The sequence below is a fragment of the Bathymodiolus japonicus methanotrophic gill symbiont genome (assembly GCF_019721995.1).
Lineage (GTDB): Bacteria > Pseudomonadota > Gammaproteobacteria > Methylococcales > Methylomonadaceae > Methyloprofundus.
Genome location: NZ_BLYC01000003.1, coordinates 170,711 through 185,088 on the forward strand (window position 1 = coordinate 170,711; position 14,378 = coordinate 185,088).

Sequence of the window (14,378 nt, forward strand, 5' to 3'; positions counted from 1 at the left end):
TAATGCTCTTAGCTGTTTTGTAAGTGCCTCTCTCTGTTCAGAGCTTTTGCGATTCTAAAATATTGCACCAGCGGGATATTGGAAGGACAAACATAGCTACAACAACCACATTCAAAGCAGTCATTAAGATGATATTTTTCTTCCATTACATCATACTGACGCTTGGTGGCTAATAAACCCAGTTCGGACGGGTTTAAGTTAATTGGACAGGCTTGCAGGCATTGGGTGCATTTAATACAGGACAAGATGTCATCACGCTTGGTGGCGCGCTTATCCAGTACCAGTAATGCGCCAGTGCCTTTAGTAATCGGCACATCAAGCGAGCGAGCAGGCATGCCCATCATTGGCCCACCTAAAATAAGCTCTGCTTCAGCACCAATAAACTCGGCATATTCGAGTAAAAAACGAACCGGTGTGCCGATCGGAGCCAGATAGTTACCCGGTTTTTTAACCCCATCTCCGGTTATAGTAATGATGCGCTCAATCAGGCCTTGCTTAGCTGGCAGTAATGCACCGAGCTCTGCCAGGGTAGCAACATTAAAAACAGCAAGACCCACTTCAGAAGGCAGACCGCCAGAAGGAATTTCAATGCCTAATAAAGAATATGCCAGCATCTTTTCGGCACCTTGCGGGTACTTGGTTTCAACGGCTTCAATAGTAATGCTGTCGTCATCAGGTAAATAGGGCTTAATCGCCTCTAATACATTTAACTTATTATCTTCTATGCCGATAATCGCCCTGGGGGCATCCACTGTTTTCATGGCAATACGTATGCCTAACAGCAGATTATCAATTTTCTCCAGCATCACCCGGTGGTCAGTGGTTAGAAACGGCTCACATTCGCAACCATTCACCAGCACAGTATGAATTGACCGATCGGGAGGAATAGCCATTTTCACATGGGTGGGAAATGCCGCGCCACCCAGGCCGACTAGCCCGGTATTTTGTACTGCTTTGACTAATTCCTCGCGGGTCATTTGCAGATAATCGTTACGCTCACCGGAATCCAAAACCTGCTGACCAGAATTTAACGATGTGGTAATAATAATCGCAGGCTGCTTGCCGCCTTTTGCAGTTGGCGCGATATCAATTTCTTTGATTGTACCGCTAACCGGAGCATGGATAGGCACGGACATAAAGCCATCCGCTTCGGCAATGACTTCACCGCGAATAATATGCTGACCTCTGAATACAATTGCTTTAGCCGGTCTGCCTATGCTTTGCGCTAGCGGCACTACTATTTCATCGGCAAATGGCAGGCGGCGAGTGATCTTAGCATTAGTTTCTTCTTTATAGGCATCAGGATGGATGCCATGAGGGAAGGTTTTTTTGCCAAATAGATTCAATAGATTCATAAGTTGTTGTGCTGAATACCGAATGCATTTTTTGATTTGCCTAGATGTAAGTTTGGGTACAAAGCGTTTTTTTCAAAGTATTTTATACCATAAAGCAACCGGCCTGATTTTTAATTGTTACTCGATGTTCAAGTTTTTCCATCCCATTGCCATCAAACTCTTACCTTCACCCAGTAGAACAATACTTTAATGATGCTGTTGGCCCTAAGCGACCTAAATCTCTGCCAATCATATGTTTTCCTGATGGCATCAGTTGAAACACATCCTTTATTAATTCACCTAACTCTTTCAGCTTATCACCAGGATCTGGAAACTCTAGCAATGACGTGATGAACTCAAGCAGTACATCCATTTGAGACTTGCGCTGTAAGCTTCCTACGGTATACGCAGGTAGTTTGCTTTCAATGCGGGCTATTTGCTCTGGGTGAAGGAGAAGGCAATGGTCAAACAAAAGACTCAGAATCAGGCCACGGCTTGATCCCTCTTCATCTAATTGTTTGGCCTCACGCCCCCATCCTTCATAAAGCTTCCAGTCCTCAAAGAAAACCTCAATCAGCCATCTCAACGTATAGGCTTGAATAATATCTTGTGTGCGCCAAGTCAGGTCTGTCGCCACTAAATAGCGATAGTCGTTTTCACCGTCATATTTTAAGGCAATGACAAAGCGTTTTTTACTGTGTGAACTCACCTTTAATCGTGTACTGCTGACAGTCACTTTAATCTCTTTTCCGCCACGTACACGTATTATCTGATCAATGCCTTTGTTAATCGAATTAAAGTAGCTCTCGACTGACCTTATTCTACCTCTATATTCAATATTTTGGTTTTTACGTAATTGGCTAATCACCTGCGAGCCTCCAGATTCTTTAGCGGCTTCGTCCATAAAGGCTTTTTCACCATACAGCGCATCAGCCAGTACGCCTTTAATTTTAATCAGGCTATGCGCAACTTTAAACTCTTTTAATAAGCCTAATGCAATCTCTGTTTTGGTCGGGTAGGCACTGTAATGGATGAGGTAACTAGCAGCAATAATACTATCGTTTGTCCATTAACATATCCGCCGGAGCCTTTGTGTTTCTGCTTGTAAACCTTATAAATACGTTTTGTAGACTTAGATCGTGCTCGGTCTGATTCATCAAAGGCCAACACACCTTCAGTAATGCCATAACGTTTTAAAATTAAGACCACACTCACCCGTAGCAACCAGTCACAGGGTATACTTGCTTTACGAAACACCCAGGATAATGCGGCTACTTTGCAATCTCCAAGGCTTGCTCGCTCAAACTTAGCCCAGCAAACAGAGTTCATTAGCAGTATGCCCGTTAAACAAGTGCCCAACCAAGCGGCTTGAATCCGTGTCAAAGCGGCTCCGGGTTTTAGCTGATTGAGCGCATCATTTAAATCGTCAATATAGCTTTGGATAAAGGTGGCTGGGGCATTCATTAACATGGGCTTACACCGATAAAATTACAACAACCTCAGAATACCTGATTTTACCTTCTCAATATCAAAAACTTGAACATCGAGTATAAACATGGCAAAACCACCTAAAATAAACCTCGATACACCAGCATTGTGTATTTCAGCTACTCAATAATTGGGAAACTTCAGTTATAAAGGAACCGATGCATACATTGGTACAGTAGGCATCAGTGTTCCCATTGAAAGAAGAAGTACCTAAACAAAGCAGCCTATAACCTACCTGAAGCTAGCACCAATCGAATATTTCCATCTTTTTGATTTTAATCACTTATAACAGCAAATAGACACTCTGTAGGCACCGTAAAAAAAACAACAAATAATTTCAAATAAAGCTTGCAATTGCCGAAAAAATTTTCGTTTTAATCACCTCATAAACGGATATCACCCATGCTTAAAGACCTACCACTCTCTGAACATATTCACCAACCAGGCGCGCCATGCTACCTCACGAAATTCCGGGACTCCTGTCGCCATAATTCGTTCACCTACGCAGCGGATGGGAGATGCCCTGAACGCCCTGCGTCCGCAACGACTACGCACAAAAGCCGCTTCGTCATTACTACCTCACTGGCTGGACGGCTATTCGGAATGCAATTCTTGCTCCTCTCGCGTGCTGCTAGCACACGTCGAATCAGCAAATTGCCCTGTCGCCTATCAGGGACTAAAAATCACCACTTCGCTAACCCATCTTCGTCACTATTGATGATGTAGTTGTTATAAATCAATTGGTTGAAATTTTAAAAAGTAGACAGTTGGCACTACAGATTTTGTGTTTTTGTATAAAACGGTGGATTTTTTAGAGTATTTTTGTCGCATGTAAATTACACTCAAATAATGATGATTTTTTTGACAAAAGTCAATGAATTTATCGACAGAAATAATATAAATGGCACTACAAAACTTTCAAAAAAAACACCATTGATTTTAAAGAGAATTTTTCGACAAAAAATCGCTTAAACCGATGAATCAATGGCTTAGAAAGATGAAAGTGACGAAGATGGGCTAAGCTCCGTTTCCATGATTTTCAGCGGCTGTATCAGTGTAGTCGATAGTGGTCGCCATTTCCTCCAAACCAATGAACAGATTTATGGCCAGCTGCTTCCCCACTCAACGTATTTTAAATCACTGAAGTCGCATAGACGAACAAGTATGCTTGAGGCATTTGAACAGCAGAGCTATCATCTTCACGCTGAAACACTGCTATCGCAAGGCATTGATTATCTTAAAGCATTCCCGGAACTTGACGAATACACCATAGAAGCAGCGGATGGACATTTTATTGATCATGCCTGCCATACTGAAAAAAACAGCAATCGGGGAGTCGCTATTTTTGCGAAAGCTTGTTTTGGGCATCCCAGCCCAAGCAAGCAGCAAAAACTTAACGCGACCACTTATGCCTCCGGCGGCCCCGATTCGTCCTCGTCACCTCGTCCCGACCCAACAAGGGGTCGGAACATAGGCTCCAAATGACTTGACGCCGTGTCGGATGGCCTTTTATTTTGTCTCCACCTTCGCTAACGCTCAGACTCCGACAAAACAACGGCCCTACGGCTATCGCGGACTAAAAATCTTCACTTCGCTAAAGCTCCGTTTCCAGGATTTTCAGCGGGGGAAAGTTTATGCGGCCGAGGGGATTTACGCGTTCGCTGTCAGCCCCGGACGGGCTGATAGTCTCCAGAAGGCGCAGGGAAATTTGCCAATCCGAAGTGCGCGATAGCGCGCGAGGGAGGCTAAAATTTTATCCCGAATAGCCGTAGAGCCATTTGTGGTAGCCATCACTGAGCTGCTTTGTGCTCAGTCTGTGGCGGACGCAGGGCGGCTGGAGCATCTCCTATTCGCTGCGTAGGTGAACGAATTACGGCGACAGGAGTCCCGGAATTTCGTGAGGTAGCATGGCGCGCCTGGAATCTCAGAAGTGGGTTGCTCAGATTTCTTTGTCTGGTGACAAACGGAACTCAGAGGCATCAAGAAATACCTGTGTTACGAGATCATATTGAAAAGCAAAACAAGGGAAATAACAGCTCTCAGAAACATCTCTATGTCTACGATAAAGCCGTCACCGACTTTGTCTGGTGGGATCGGCAGAAACGACATGCTAATTACATGATTTCAATGCTAAAAGAAAATTCAATTGCGACTCTGGCGGTGTTTTTCAAGACTGAAGTTTCCCAATTATTGAGTAGCTGAAATACACAATGCTGGTGTATCGAGGTTTATTTTAGGTGGTTTTGCCATGTTTATAGCAAACCCCTACTTAATTCCCCTTAGGCAATAGCATTTGAAACGAATGAAAAGACTGTTTTTTTCATATAGTTGTCATCAGTGTTCCCATTGAAAGAAGAAGTACCTAAACAAAGCAGCCTATAACCTACCTGAAGGTAGCACCACTCGAATATTTCCATCTTTTTGATTTTAATCACTTATAACAGCAAATAGACACTCTGTAGGCACCGTAAAAAAACAACAAATAATTTCAAATAAAGCTTGCAATTGCCGAAAAAATTTTTCTAAAAATTTCCGTTTTAATCACCTCATAAACGGATATCACCCATGCTTAAAGACCTACCACTCTCTGAACATATTCACCAACACTGCAATGAAAGTATGGAACGTGCCCTGTTAGCAGAGCGTCATCCTTTGTGGGCTCGTTCATGCCCAGAGTTGAAGGATATCGACTTTATTCGCCTTGGGTTATTACGCTGTATCAGTGTAGTCGATAGTGGTCGCCATTTCCTCCAAACCAATGAACAGATTTATGGCCAGCTGCTTCCCCACTCAACGTATTTTAAATCACTGAAGTCGCATAGACGAACAAGTATGCTTGAGGCATTTGAACAGCAGAGCTACCATCTTCACTCTGAAACACTGCTATCGCAAGGCATTGATTATCTTAAAGCATTCCCAGAACTTGACGAATACACCATAGAAGCAGCGGATGGACATTTTATTGATCATGCCTGCCATACTGAAAAAAACAGCAAGGGGAAAGTTTATGCGGCCGGGGGGATTTACGCGTTGAATCTCAGAAGTGGGTTGCTCAGATTTCTTTGTCTGGTGACAAACGGAACTCAGAGGCATCAAGAAATACCTGTGTTACGAGATCATATTGAAAAGCAAAACAAGGGAAATAACAGCTCTCAGAAACATCTCTATGTCTACGATAAAGCCGTCACCGACTTTGTCTGGTGGGATCGGCAGAAACGACATGCTAATTACATGATTTCAATGCTAAAAGAAAATTCAATTGCGACTCTGGTTGAGTCTATCCCTTTTGACTCCCGCCATGAGATCAATACAGGGGTTGAAGCATACAGTGTGTACGAAAACAAGGGCATCAAATTTAACGTGGTGGATTACCGTGATCCAGAAACCGGAAAACTTCACCGGTTTGTGACAACCTTGCCAATGACTATTAACCCTGGAACCATTGCCATGCTGTATTTCAAGCGATGGACGATTGAAAAGACATTCAATAACACTAAAAGTAATTTCAAGGAAACTAAAGCTTGGTCTTCCAATACCCGCTCACTTGAAAATCAAATGCGCCTGACTGCAATGAGCTATAATTTAATGCGCGTATTTGAAGAGATTTCAAAAACACAACAGCCAGAATTGATTCATCCATCGGATAAAAAATATAGCGAGGCTCTGGAGATAAGGCAGCAACAGGCCCAAAAACGAGATCGTTTTGTGAATCCATTATTTTTCCAGGCAAGAATATCTCGTATCAGCTCGTATACCATTCGGGCAGTTCAAAACGCAATAATAACAGGAATGTCTTTACAGTGCTTTATGAGCTCTCTTGTGGCGAGGTTAGTTTCACGGCCTCAATTGATAGGGGAACACTGATGATAGTTGTAGCATAGTTTCAATTTTACCATAAATAATTATTGGAAAACTTCAGATTTCTAACATTCCAGCTTTTTAAAAAAGAAGTAGTAAAATCAGCGCTGTAATCAATTCTTTTGCAGTATTATTATCTGACTTCTGCTTTGATGTTTACTATAAACTCACTTTATTGGGCGGAGCATTCCATCAGGCTCAACGCGGCACCAGCGAAAGACCTAAGCCTACATATTAATACTCGATGTTCAAGTTTTTTAACTGATTGATTTTATTGATAATTTTACTGACAAAGAAAGCATCAACATCATTGTAAATCAATCACTTATAAAACAAAGCCGGAAAAATTTACTTTTCTTAGCCCAGTTATAGCTGAAAACTTGAACATCGAGTAATAGGCCGATCTTTTTTTGCTATACCGCTCTTTTTCAACCGTTTATCTTCTTTATCCCACTGCTTTAAGGCTGGATCCGGCATATAAAAGAAAAAACCGACAGGCACTGTAATGGATGAGGTAACTAGCAGCAATAATACTATCGTTTGTCCATTAACATACCCGCCGGAGCCTTTGTGTTTCTGCTTGTAAACCTTATAAATACGTTTTGTAGACTTAGATCGTGCTCGGTCTGATTCATCAAAGGCCAACACACCTTCAGTAATGCCATAACGTTTTAAAATTAAGACCACACTCACCCGTAGCAACCAGTCCCAGGGTATACTTGCTTTACGAAACACCCAGGATAATGCGGCTACTTTGCAATCTCCAAGGCTTGCTCGCTCAAACTTAGCCCAGCAAACAGAGTTCATTAGCAGTATGCCCGTTAAACAAGTGCCCAACCAAGCGGCTTGAATCCGTGTCAAAGCGGCTCCGGGTTTTAGCTGATTGAGCGCATCATTTAAATCGTCAATATAGCTTTGGATAAAGGTGGTGGGGCATTCATTAACATGGGCTTACACCGATAAAATTACAACAACCTCAGAATACCTGATTTTACCTTCTCAATATCAAAAACTTGAACATCGAGTAACAGAGGCTTTTTTGCCTCAGGACTCCTGATGAATCTATTCGCATACTTTTTGACCCTACCAGCCTAACGGTCTCGCAATGGACTCTCTGGGTTGCAAGGGTTCTGTAAAAGTATCGGTCTGACCTGTTGTTGTCATCAATATTGGTTAACTTGCCTCCGCAATCTTGGTTACTCGGTTATCTCAGGGTTATCCACGCTTTGTCCACAGACGAAGAGCCCTCCTAGCTCGCAGTCGGTGGGCAAAGGGTGGGTAACCCTGCTTATGCACTCTAACTATGTCAGAGCTGCATCATATTCTTTATCCTGACTCGCCATCGCCCACAGTATTCGGGCATTTTTATTGGCCAGCGCAACGGCGGCTTTATTAAATCCACGCCGCTCAATGAGTGCTTGTAGCCATAGGCTTAATTTATCTTTTTTTACCACTACAGTGCTTTAACACCGATCGTGCTCCATGAATTAACATCGTACGAATATAGCGGTTACCTCGCTTACTAATTCCTAAATAAACCTGATTATCACCACTGCTATGTTGTCTCGGAACAATCCCTAAGCTGGCTGCATAATCTCGGCTACTCTGATAGCTTTTACCTGTCCCTATGTCTGAGGCAATGATGGTGGCTGTTATTGCCCCAATACCTGGCACATCAAGAAAACGCTGGCTTAACTGATTGCTATTACATAGCCGGCTAATACGTCTGTCCTGTTGTTTAATCTCTTCATCTAGTGCAACTAGTTTTTCATATTGCTCAGCAAACATTTCTCGACTTAAATCAGTCAAATCATTGTCGCTATCTTCTAAAATCAACGGTAATTCTACTCTTACTTTCTTTACTGAAGTTTCCTAGTTTTTAAAGCATAAGAATATCAGCTAATGCTTATTTTTCTGAAATATTAGATATTACTAATATTAATGGCATTCCGTTGACTAAAAGCCTTGAGTTCTTCTTAAAAACAACAGGTTAATCGCGAATGAGGCCTAGTTTTAGTGTATAATGAAAGTTTCTAACACATTGATTATACAAACAAACCTGCCTCATTCATGTTCATTTTACGCGATACTTTACTTCCGCTTCAAGATCATTTTTCCAAAACCACTTTAGGCCGCGAACGAGCCTCTCTGTTTGTTTACACGATCCTGTCTATTATCGTTCCCTTTACGTCGTCGATGACATCTAATCTTTGGCGTTGCCTTGATACGTTGTTTGGGTTTGAGATCAAGAATAAGCGCTTTTACACTTTCATGGCTTCTTCAACTTTGCCGTGGGCTGGGCTGTGGAAAACTATCTGGGAGCTGATTCCGTCTCCTGAAACAGATGGGCGCATATTGGTTGCACTGGATGACTCCATTATCACTAAAGTAGGCAAAAATATCTTCGGCTGTGAAGCCATTTTTGACCACGCGGCCAAATCGAATCAAAACAAATATCCATGGGCACAAAATATTGTATCGGTAGGGTTGCTGAAACAGGTCAAAGGTCGCTGGGCGTGCTTATTTTTAGATTTCCGATTTTATCTGCCCTTAAAAACAATTCAGGCAAAAAAAGAAACCGCCACGATAAGATCGGGGAGTCGCTATTTTTGCGAAAGCTTGTTTTGGGCATCCCAGCCCAAGCAAGCAGCAAAAACTTAACGCGACCACTTATGCCTCCGGCGGCCCCGATTCGTCCTCGTCACCTCGTCCCGACCCAACAAGGGGTCGGAACATAGGCTCCAAATGACTTGACGCCGTGTCGGATGGCCTTTTATTTTGTCTCCACCTTCGCTAACGCTCAGACTCCGACAAAACAACGGCCCTACGGCTATCGCGGACTAAAAATCTTCACTTCGCTAAAGCTCCGTTTCCAGGATTTTCAGCGGGTGATGTCGTTCCTTTCCAGACCAAGATGGCTCAGGCGGCTCAAATGCTGATTGCAATTGCAGAACATTTTTCCACCGCTCCGATATTGACAGTCACTGATAGCTGGTTTGGCAACAATGGCCTTCGGGGAGTCGCTATTTTTGCGAAAGCTTGTTTTGGGCATCCCAGCCCAAGCAAGCAGCAAAAACTTAACGCGACCACTTATGCCTCCGGCGGCCCCGATTCGTCCTCGTCACCTCGTCCCGACCCAACAAGGGGTCGGAACATAGGCTCCAAATGACTTGACGCCGTGTCGGATGGCCTTTTATTTTGTCTCCACCTTCGCTAACGCTCAGACTCCGACAAAACAACGGCCCTACGGCTATCGCGGACTAAAAATCTTCACTTCGCTAAAGCTCCGTTTCCAGGATTTTCAGCGATGGAAGCCTGTTTACAAAGCTATCGGAAGCCGGTTTAATATTCTCTCTAGGTTAAGGTGCAATAATGTACTGTACGATCGTCCAGAAAAAAGAAAACCCAAGCAGAGGGGCGGAATAAAAAGTACGGGCAGCGTCTGGGGTCAGCCACAGACATGGCAAAAACAGTACAACAAAAGGCCCGATCGTATACCGTGAATCTCTATGGAAAACAGCGTGAAGTCAGGGCTTATAGTCGCGTTGTCATGCTGACAACATTGAAACGACCCGTTCAGGTTGTCTGGGGGTTTCGTCGCACACAGTGGATTGCTTTGTTTACGACCGATCTAAGTTTATCCGTCACACAGATTATTGAGTATTATGGTGCGCGATGGAAAATAGAATCCGGGTTCAAAGAGCTCAAGCAAGACATAGGGAGTCAGAAAAGTCAGTGTCGAAATGCGCAGGCAGTGACCAACCATTTGAACTTCTGTATGATGGCAACAACGCTGACGTGGATTTACGCGGATCGTTTAAAAACCAATCCGGAACGTCGGCACAAAGTGAAGGGGCGAGCCAGTTTCGCCTTTTCAGATATCCGCCGCATCATTGCCGAAGCGGCTTTGGATCCGGATTTTGAAAGGGTTTGCCACAAATACAGCAGCTCCCCTGTAAATTCGGTGGTAGCCGTTTTATTGCGAATGGTTGCTTGATGAATTTCTAAGAAACTTCAGTTTCTTTATACCTTTAGGAATAACAATGCCTCTTTCACTGAGTAGCCCTCGCACTTGATTAACCAGCGCAGTACGTTTGCCAACAAGGCCTTCACGTATTCTATGAACAAGTTGAATGTCTTGCTGTCCAATCGTTTTTATCGACACTGTGCGCTTATTTGGACGGGTAACCGCATCAAATATAGCAGCGGCATCATTAAAGTCATTTTTGTTCCCCACCACAAAACCCTTTACATGACGGGCATTAAGCAAAATGACTTCATGCCCTTGTTTAGTTAACTCTCTTGCCCAGTGATGAGCTCCGCCACAGTCTTCTATTCCAATTAAGCTCACTGGATAATTTGCAAAAAATATTAAAAGCTCAGCTCGTTTTAGCTTTTTCTTAACAGGTTTTGATTTTTTTCATCAAATGTATACATGTGAAAAATATTTTTTGCTATATCCAATCCAATTACGCTATTATTCATGTTGGGCTCCTCTTTGCTCCGTTATTACCCTTAGGTGCATTATGACACTGTTGGTGGGAGAGGAGTCCATATCATCAGCCTACGCAGGGCAGCGTGCGCGCTTACTTACCTAAAATACCTTTGACTGCATGTAATAAATCAGCGGGTAAGACGACTGTTTTAGAATTATCAGACTCGGCTAATTCGCGCATCGCCTCAATATATTTTTCACCTAGTAAATAAGTTGCCGGTAGCTCTTTATCTTTCAGCGCGGTGGTAATGCTTTCTATCGCTTTACCACTGGCATCTGCGAGTAATATTTTTGCTTCGGCATCACGGTGGGAGGCTTCTAATCGCCCATCCGCTTCAAGAATAGCCGCTTGTTTTGCGCCTTTTGCCCGCGTGACTGCTGCACGACGTTCCCGTTCTGCAGCACTTTGCTCTTCCATTGATGCCTGCATGGTTGTAGACGGATTGATATCCTGAATTTCCACGGTTTTAAGGGTGATACCCCAGTCGGCGATATCATCGGAGGTGCCGTCTTTTAACTTTGTTTTGATATGCTCTCTTGATGACAAAGCTTCATCTAAAGTCATTTCACCAATAATTGCTCTCAGTGATGTCTGGATAAGCTTTACGATTGCCAGCTCGTAATCTTCTACGCCATAAACAGCTTTCTCTGGGGATACGATATTAATATAAGCTATCGCATTGGCAATAATCATCGCATTATCTTTGGTGATCACTTCCTGCGAAGGGATGTCCAGTACGATATCCTTAGTCGTCAGCCTGTCGATAATAGAATCCACATAGGGAATCACAAAATTCAAGCCGGGCGTTAAGGTCGAGTGATATTTCCCCAGGCGTTGCACGATATGCTTATAACCCTGTGGGACTATGCGCACGCCTTTTACGACCGTTACAATCACTAATAATACAAATACTCCTACAACTGATAAACCTTCCATATACTATCCTCTCACATTATTTTGCTGAAACAATCAGCGTATTACCCGAAAATTCGCGCACCATGACGCGACCACCTAAATCTACTGTATCAGTACAAATAAATTGCCATTCATCATTGCCCAGAATCGGGGCAGGAAAGCGCAAAGTTCCACGCCCCTCATGCACTGAATTATACTCAATCACCGTGCCAACTTGCCCTATCATGCTCTCCCGCGACATGCCGGAAAAGGTTTTATTTTTAAGATGTGGTGATACCCATTTAAACCAGGAAAATACGATAATAATGGACAAGATTATCCAGAGCATCAGCTGCACAGTAAATGAAAAAGGCACTATCCATAACAGCAAGCCGACAATAATTGCACTGACACCGAACCATAAGGCAACAAAACTAACCAATAATATCTCCGCCAGCGCTAAGCCTAGCCCAAAAATCAGCCAGTGCCAGTAAGCAATATTTGCATTTAACCACTCCATCAGTCCTCCTCCCCTTAAAATTTATTTTATTTCATGCCCGATTAAGTACAATAGTCATATTTTATTTACAATAGGAAAAATCATGATTATCTGGGCGTTTAATTTACTTATTCTGGCGGTTGGTATTTTAGTAGTAGGTTTAATCAAACCGAAATGGCTGCTATTCTGGATGGAGCAACCGAACAGGTATATCATTGTCGGCGTGTCACTGGTTTTATTTATGGCTGCTGCTATCATGTTTGGCGAAGGAAACAGACAAAACGTCCCGCTATCAGAAGTAGTACAAACCGAGCAGCAAGCACCTACAGAAATTCCTTCCGACTTAGTGAAATAGGCAGGTCTGGATTTTTATCTTATTGAGCAGGATAGAGCGGACTTCAGTCCACTAATCCTGCAACAAGCCCTGGCATTAGCTATCGCGTAATACCACTCTACTTATTTACTTTCCTGAGTAATTAACTCATTCATCACCTTGATAATGCCTCCATGGGAACCAGCGGTTCTGCCATTAACCAGATACTTGCCATTAACCACAATGGCTGGAACACCGGCAATACCATAACGTGGTCCCATACTTTTTGCCTGACGCATTTTTGTATCTACGATAAAAGAATTGTAGGCATCATGAAAAGCAGTTTCATCAACACCATGCGCTACAAAGAACTTCGCCAAATCATCTTCGCTGGTTAATTGTTGCTTATTAACCTGTATCGCCTGAAAAAAGTCGGCATGAACCTTATCTACAACACCCAGCACTTCAGCCGTAAAATAAGCTTTCGCATGCTTTGCCCAAAGCGCACTAAACACTGCTGGCTGGCGTATAAAGATAACATTATCAGGTAAATTAGAGCGCCATTTTTCTATAGCCGGCTCGAATTGATAGCAGTGTGGGCAGCCATACCAGAATAACTCGATCACTTCGACCTTAGTAGGATCCTGAGTTGGCTGTATTGTCGCCAGGTCCTTATAGCCTTTGTCCGCTGCAAAGCTGACGCTAGTCAAAACCAGCAAGCTTACCAGGCTCGCTTTAATGATATTTTTAAACATGCTATTTCCTTTTCTCTTATTTATCTCACATCATCATTTCATTGTAGAAACATAAAATGCCATTGCCTTTATCTCCTCTTCGGACATTTTTTTGGCAATCATATGCATCATATTATCAGCGTTATTACTACGCGCGCCAGTTTTAAAATCTGCTAAGGTTTTCTTTAGATAATCCGCATGCTGCCCCTTTAAAGCCGGAAAAGAAGCAGGTTCATTCCCTTCACCATTAGGACCATGACAAGCAATACAAGCGGATATCTCATTATCCAGATCGCCATTGCGATACACATCGTAGCCCGTTGCTAACAAGGTAGCCTGCTGATCTTGTAAGACTTGTTTTGCTGCTGCTTTTTCATCTGCAGATAGCGCATCGTCATCATCAATATCATCCAGATCATCTGGGTTCACTTGCGGTGCCGCATTTTCCGAGACTGTCTGTGCTGCATAAAAAGCGGCTATATCCTGAATATCCTGATCAGAAAGTCCTGCAACCATCGAATTCATTGTTGCATCATTGCGTGAGCCATCTTTAAAAGCATGAAGCTGCTTAACCAGATAGCCTTCATTTTGTGCAGCTAATTTTGGAAACAGAGGCATCATACTATTACCATCACCACCATGACAACTGGCACAAGAGCCGCTTAATTCCTGACCTGAACTAACATCCCCTGCTGCCAGAGCAATGCCAGACGCATCGAGTAAAGCAAACGAAACTGCAACCGCCATTAAACTTTTCTTCAT

The 14,378-nt window shown here is 43.2% G+C and carries 23 protein-coding genes and 1 pseudogene; 12 read left to right on the forward strand and 12 right to left on the reverse strand.

The genetic code is table 11. The annotated features are described in order from the left end of the window. Positions 1-8 precede the first annotated feature (8 nt). The 4 genes from rsxC to K6984_RS05945 form a co-directional block, all read right to left on the reverse strand. Positions 9-1,355: an electron transport complex subunit RsxC gene (gene rsxC / locus K6984_RS05935; RefSeq protein ID WP_221894663.1), complete on the reverse strand. Its 1,347-nt coding sequence runs from the start codon at positions 1,353-1,355 to the stop codon at positions 9-11. A gap of 166 nt (positions 1,356-1,521) precedes the next feature. Then, positions 1,522-2,388, reverse strand: a complete 867-nt coding sequence (locus K6984_RS30665; RefSeq protein ID WP_338024464.1) for a transposase — start codon at positions 2,386-2,388, stop codon at positions 1,522-1,524. Continuing rightward, entirely contained in the window at positions 2,325-2,804 is a 480-nt protein-coding gene (locus tag K6984_RS30670; protein ID WP_230987931.1) for a hypothetical protein, read from the reverse strand. The genes K6984_RS30665 and K6984_RS30670 overlap by 64 nt, the downstream gene beginning before the upstream one ends. A 432-nt stretch (positions 2,805-3,236) precedes the next feature. Beyond that, positions 3,237-3,377: a hypothetical protein gene (locus tag K6984_RS05945; protein ID WP_221894664.1), complete on the reverse strand. Its 141-nt coding sequence runs from the start codon at positions 3,375-3,377 to the stop codon at positions 3,237-3,239. Between K6984_RS05945 and K6984_RS05950 the strand changes: the two genes are divergently transcribed. From K6984_RS05950 to K6984_RS05970, 5 genes are all read left to right on the forward strand, one after another. Further along, the gene (locus tag K6984_RS05950) at positions 3,334-3,540 is read left to right on the forward strand and encodes a hypothetical protein (protein ID WP_221894665.1); all 207 of its coding nucleotides are present in this window, start codon (positions 3,334-3,336) and stop codon (positions 3,538-3,540) included. The two genes, K6984_RS05945 and K6984_RS05950, sit on opposite strands and share 44 nt — an antisense overlap. A 314-nt stretch (positions 3,541-3,854) precedes the next feature. After that, the gene (locus tag K6984_RS05955; protein ID WP_221894666.1) at positions 3,855-4,307 is read left to right on the forward strand and encodes a hypothetical protein; all 453 of its coding nucleotides are present in this window, start codon (positions 3,855-3,857) and stop codon (positions 4,305-4,307) included. A 16-nt stretch (positions 4,308-4,323) separates the two neighbouring features. Next, positions 4,324-4,554: a hypothetical protein gene (locus K6984_RS05960; protein WP_221894667.1), complete on the forward strand. Its 231-nt coding sequence runs from the start codon at positions 4,324-4,326 to the stop codon at positions 4,552-4,554. A 71-nt stretch (positions 4,555-4,625) separates the two neighbouring features. Continuing rightward, positions 4,626-5,024 (forward strand): hypothetical protein, encoded by a 399-nt coding sequence (locus K6984_RS05965; RefSeq protein WP_221894668.1) that lies wholly within the window; start codon positions 4,626-4,628, stop codon positions 5,022-5,024. 363 nt (positions 5,025-5,387) lie between these two features. Further along, complete coding sequence (locus tag K6984_RS05970; RefSeq protein WP_221894003.1) at positions 5,388-6,686, forward strand: transposase; 1,299 nt, start codon at positions 5,388-5,390, stop codon at positions 6,684-6,686. Between the two features lie 360 nt (positions 6,687-7,046). Here the strand turns inward: K6984_RS05970 and K6984_RS05975 are convergent, their stop codons facing one another. The 3 genes from K6984_RS05975 to K6984_RS05980 all read right to left on the reverse strand — a co-directional run bounded on the left by K6984_RS05975 (position 7,047) and on the right by K6984_RS05980 (position 8,516). Then, a complete protein-coding gene (locus tag K6984_RS05975) occupies positions 7,047-7,541 on the reverse strand; it encodes a transposase (RefSeq protein ID WP_221894669.1) in 495 nt (164 codons plus the stop codon). Between the two features lie 440 nt (positions 7,542-7,981). Further along, positions 7,982-8,134 carry a hypothetical protein gene (locus K6984_RS30675; RefSeq protein ID WP_230987932.1) on the reverse strand — a complete coding sequence of 51 codons (153 nt, stop codon included), beginning with the start codon at positions 8,132-8,134 and terminating at the stop codon, positions 7,982-7,984. Beyond that, positions 8,118-8,516 (reverse strand): transposase, encoded by a 399-nt coding sequence (locus K6984_RS05980; protein WP_230987933.1) that lies wholly within the window; start codon positions 8,514-8,516, stop codon positions 8,118-8,120. The genes K6984_RS30675 and K6984_RS05980 overlap by 17 nt, the downstream gene beginning before the upstream one ends. Before the next feature lie 234 nt (positions 8,517-8,750). On the opposite strand from K6984_RS05980, the pseudogene K6984_RS05985 reads away from it, so the two are divergent. The 6 genes and pseudogenes from K6984_RS05985 to K6984_RS06000 form a co-directional block, all read left to right on the forward strand. Then, a pseudogene (locus K6984_RS05985) lies at positions 8,751-9,254 on the forward strand (IS701 family transposase); the annotation flags it as partial. Positions 9,255-9,289: 35 nt separating this feature from the next. Continuing rightward, entirely contained in the window at positions 9,290-9,418 is a 129-nt protein-coding gene (locus K6984_RS32680) for a hypothetical protein (RefSeq protein ID WP_263458596.1), read from the forward strand. A gap of 27 nt (positions 9,419-9,445) precedes the next feature. Then, positions 9,446-9,619 (forward strand): hypothetical protein, encoded by a 174-nt coding sequence (locus K6984_RS05990; protein WP_221894671.1) that lies wholly within the window; start codon positions 9,446-9,448, stop codon positions 9,617-9,619. 90 nt (positions 9,620-9,709) lie between these two features. Further along, positions 9,710-9,838 (forward strand): hypothetical protein, encoded by a 129-nt coding sequence (locus K6984_RS32685; protein WP_263458596.1) that lies wholly within the window; start codon positions 9,710-9,712, stop codon positions 9,836-9,838. 27 nt (positions 9,839-9,865) lie between these two features. Then, a complete protein-coding gene (locus K6984_RS05995) occupies positions 9,866-10,183 on the forward strand; it encodes a hypothetical protein (protein ID WP_221894672.1) in 318 nt (105 codons plus the stop codon). Next, entirely contained in the window at positions 10,141-10,677 is a 537-nt protein-coding gene (locus tag K6984_RS06000) for a transposase (RefSeq protein ID WP_221894673.1), read from the forward strand. Before K6984_RS05995 ends, K6984_RS06000 begins: the two co-directional genes overlap by 43 nt. On the opposite strand, the gene K6984_RS06005 is transcribed toward K6984_RS06000, so the two are convergent. The 3 genes from K6984_RS06005 to K6984_RS06015 all read right to left on the reverse strand — a co-directional run bounded on the left by K6984_RS06005 (position 10,657) and on the right by K6984_RS06015 (position 12,590). Beyond that, on the reverse strand, positions 10,657-11,031 hold the full coding sequence (locus K6984_RS06005; protein ID WP_221894674.1) for an IS110 family transposase: 375 nt from the start codon (positions 11,029-11,031) through the stop codon (positions 10,657-10,659). The genes K6984_RS06000 and K6984_RS06005 overlap by 21 nt on opposite strands. 235 nt (positions 11,032-11,266) lie before the next feature. Further along, positions 11,267-12,112, reverse strand: a complete 846-nt coding sequence (locus K6984_RS06010; protein ID WP_221894675.1) for an SPFH domain-containing protein — start codon at positions 12,110-12,112, stop codon at positions 11,267-11,269. Between the two features lie 16 nt (positions 12,113-12,128). Next, complete coding sequence (locus K6984_RS06015) at positions 12,129-12,590, reverse strand: NfeD family protein (RefSeq protein ID WP_221894676.1); 462 nt, start codon at positions 12,588-12,590, stop codon at positions 12,129-12,131. Positions 12,591-12,672: 82 nt separating this feature from the next. On the opposite strand from K6984_RS06015, the gene K6984_RS06020 reads away from it, so the two are divergent. Continuing rightward, positions 12,673-12,924, forward strand: a complete 252-nt coding sequence (locus K6984_RS06020) for a hypothetical protein (protein ID WP_221894677.1) — start codon at positions 12,673-12,675, stop codon at positions 12,922-12,924. Between the two features lie 101 nt (positions 12,925-13,025). Here K6984_RS06020 and K6984_RS06025 read toward each other — a convergent pair whose 3' ends face one another. Together K6984_RS06025 and K6984_RS06030 are read right to left on the reverse strand one after the other, a co-directional pair. After that, on the reverse strand, positions 13,026-13,637 hold the full coding sequence (locus tag K6984_RS06025) for a thiol:disulfide interchange protein DsbA/DsbL (protein ID WP_221894678.1): 612 nt from the start codon (positions 13,635-13,637) through the stop codon (positions 13,026-13,028). Positions 13,638-13,670: 33 nt separating this feature from the next. Beyond that, positions 13,671-14,378, reverse strand: coding sequence for a c-type cytochrome (locus tag K6984_RS06030; protein WP_221894679.1), 708 nt, complete (start codon positions 14,376-14,378; stop codon positions 13,671-13,673).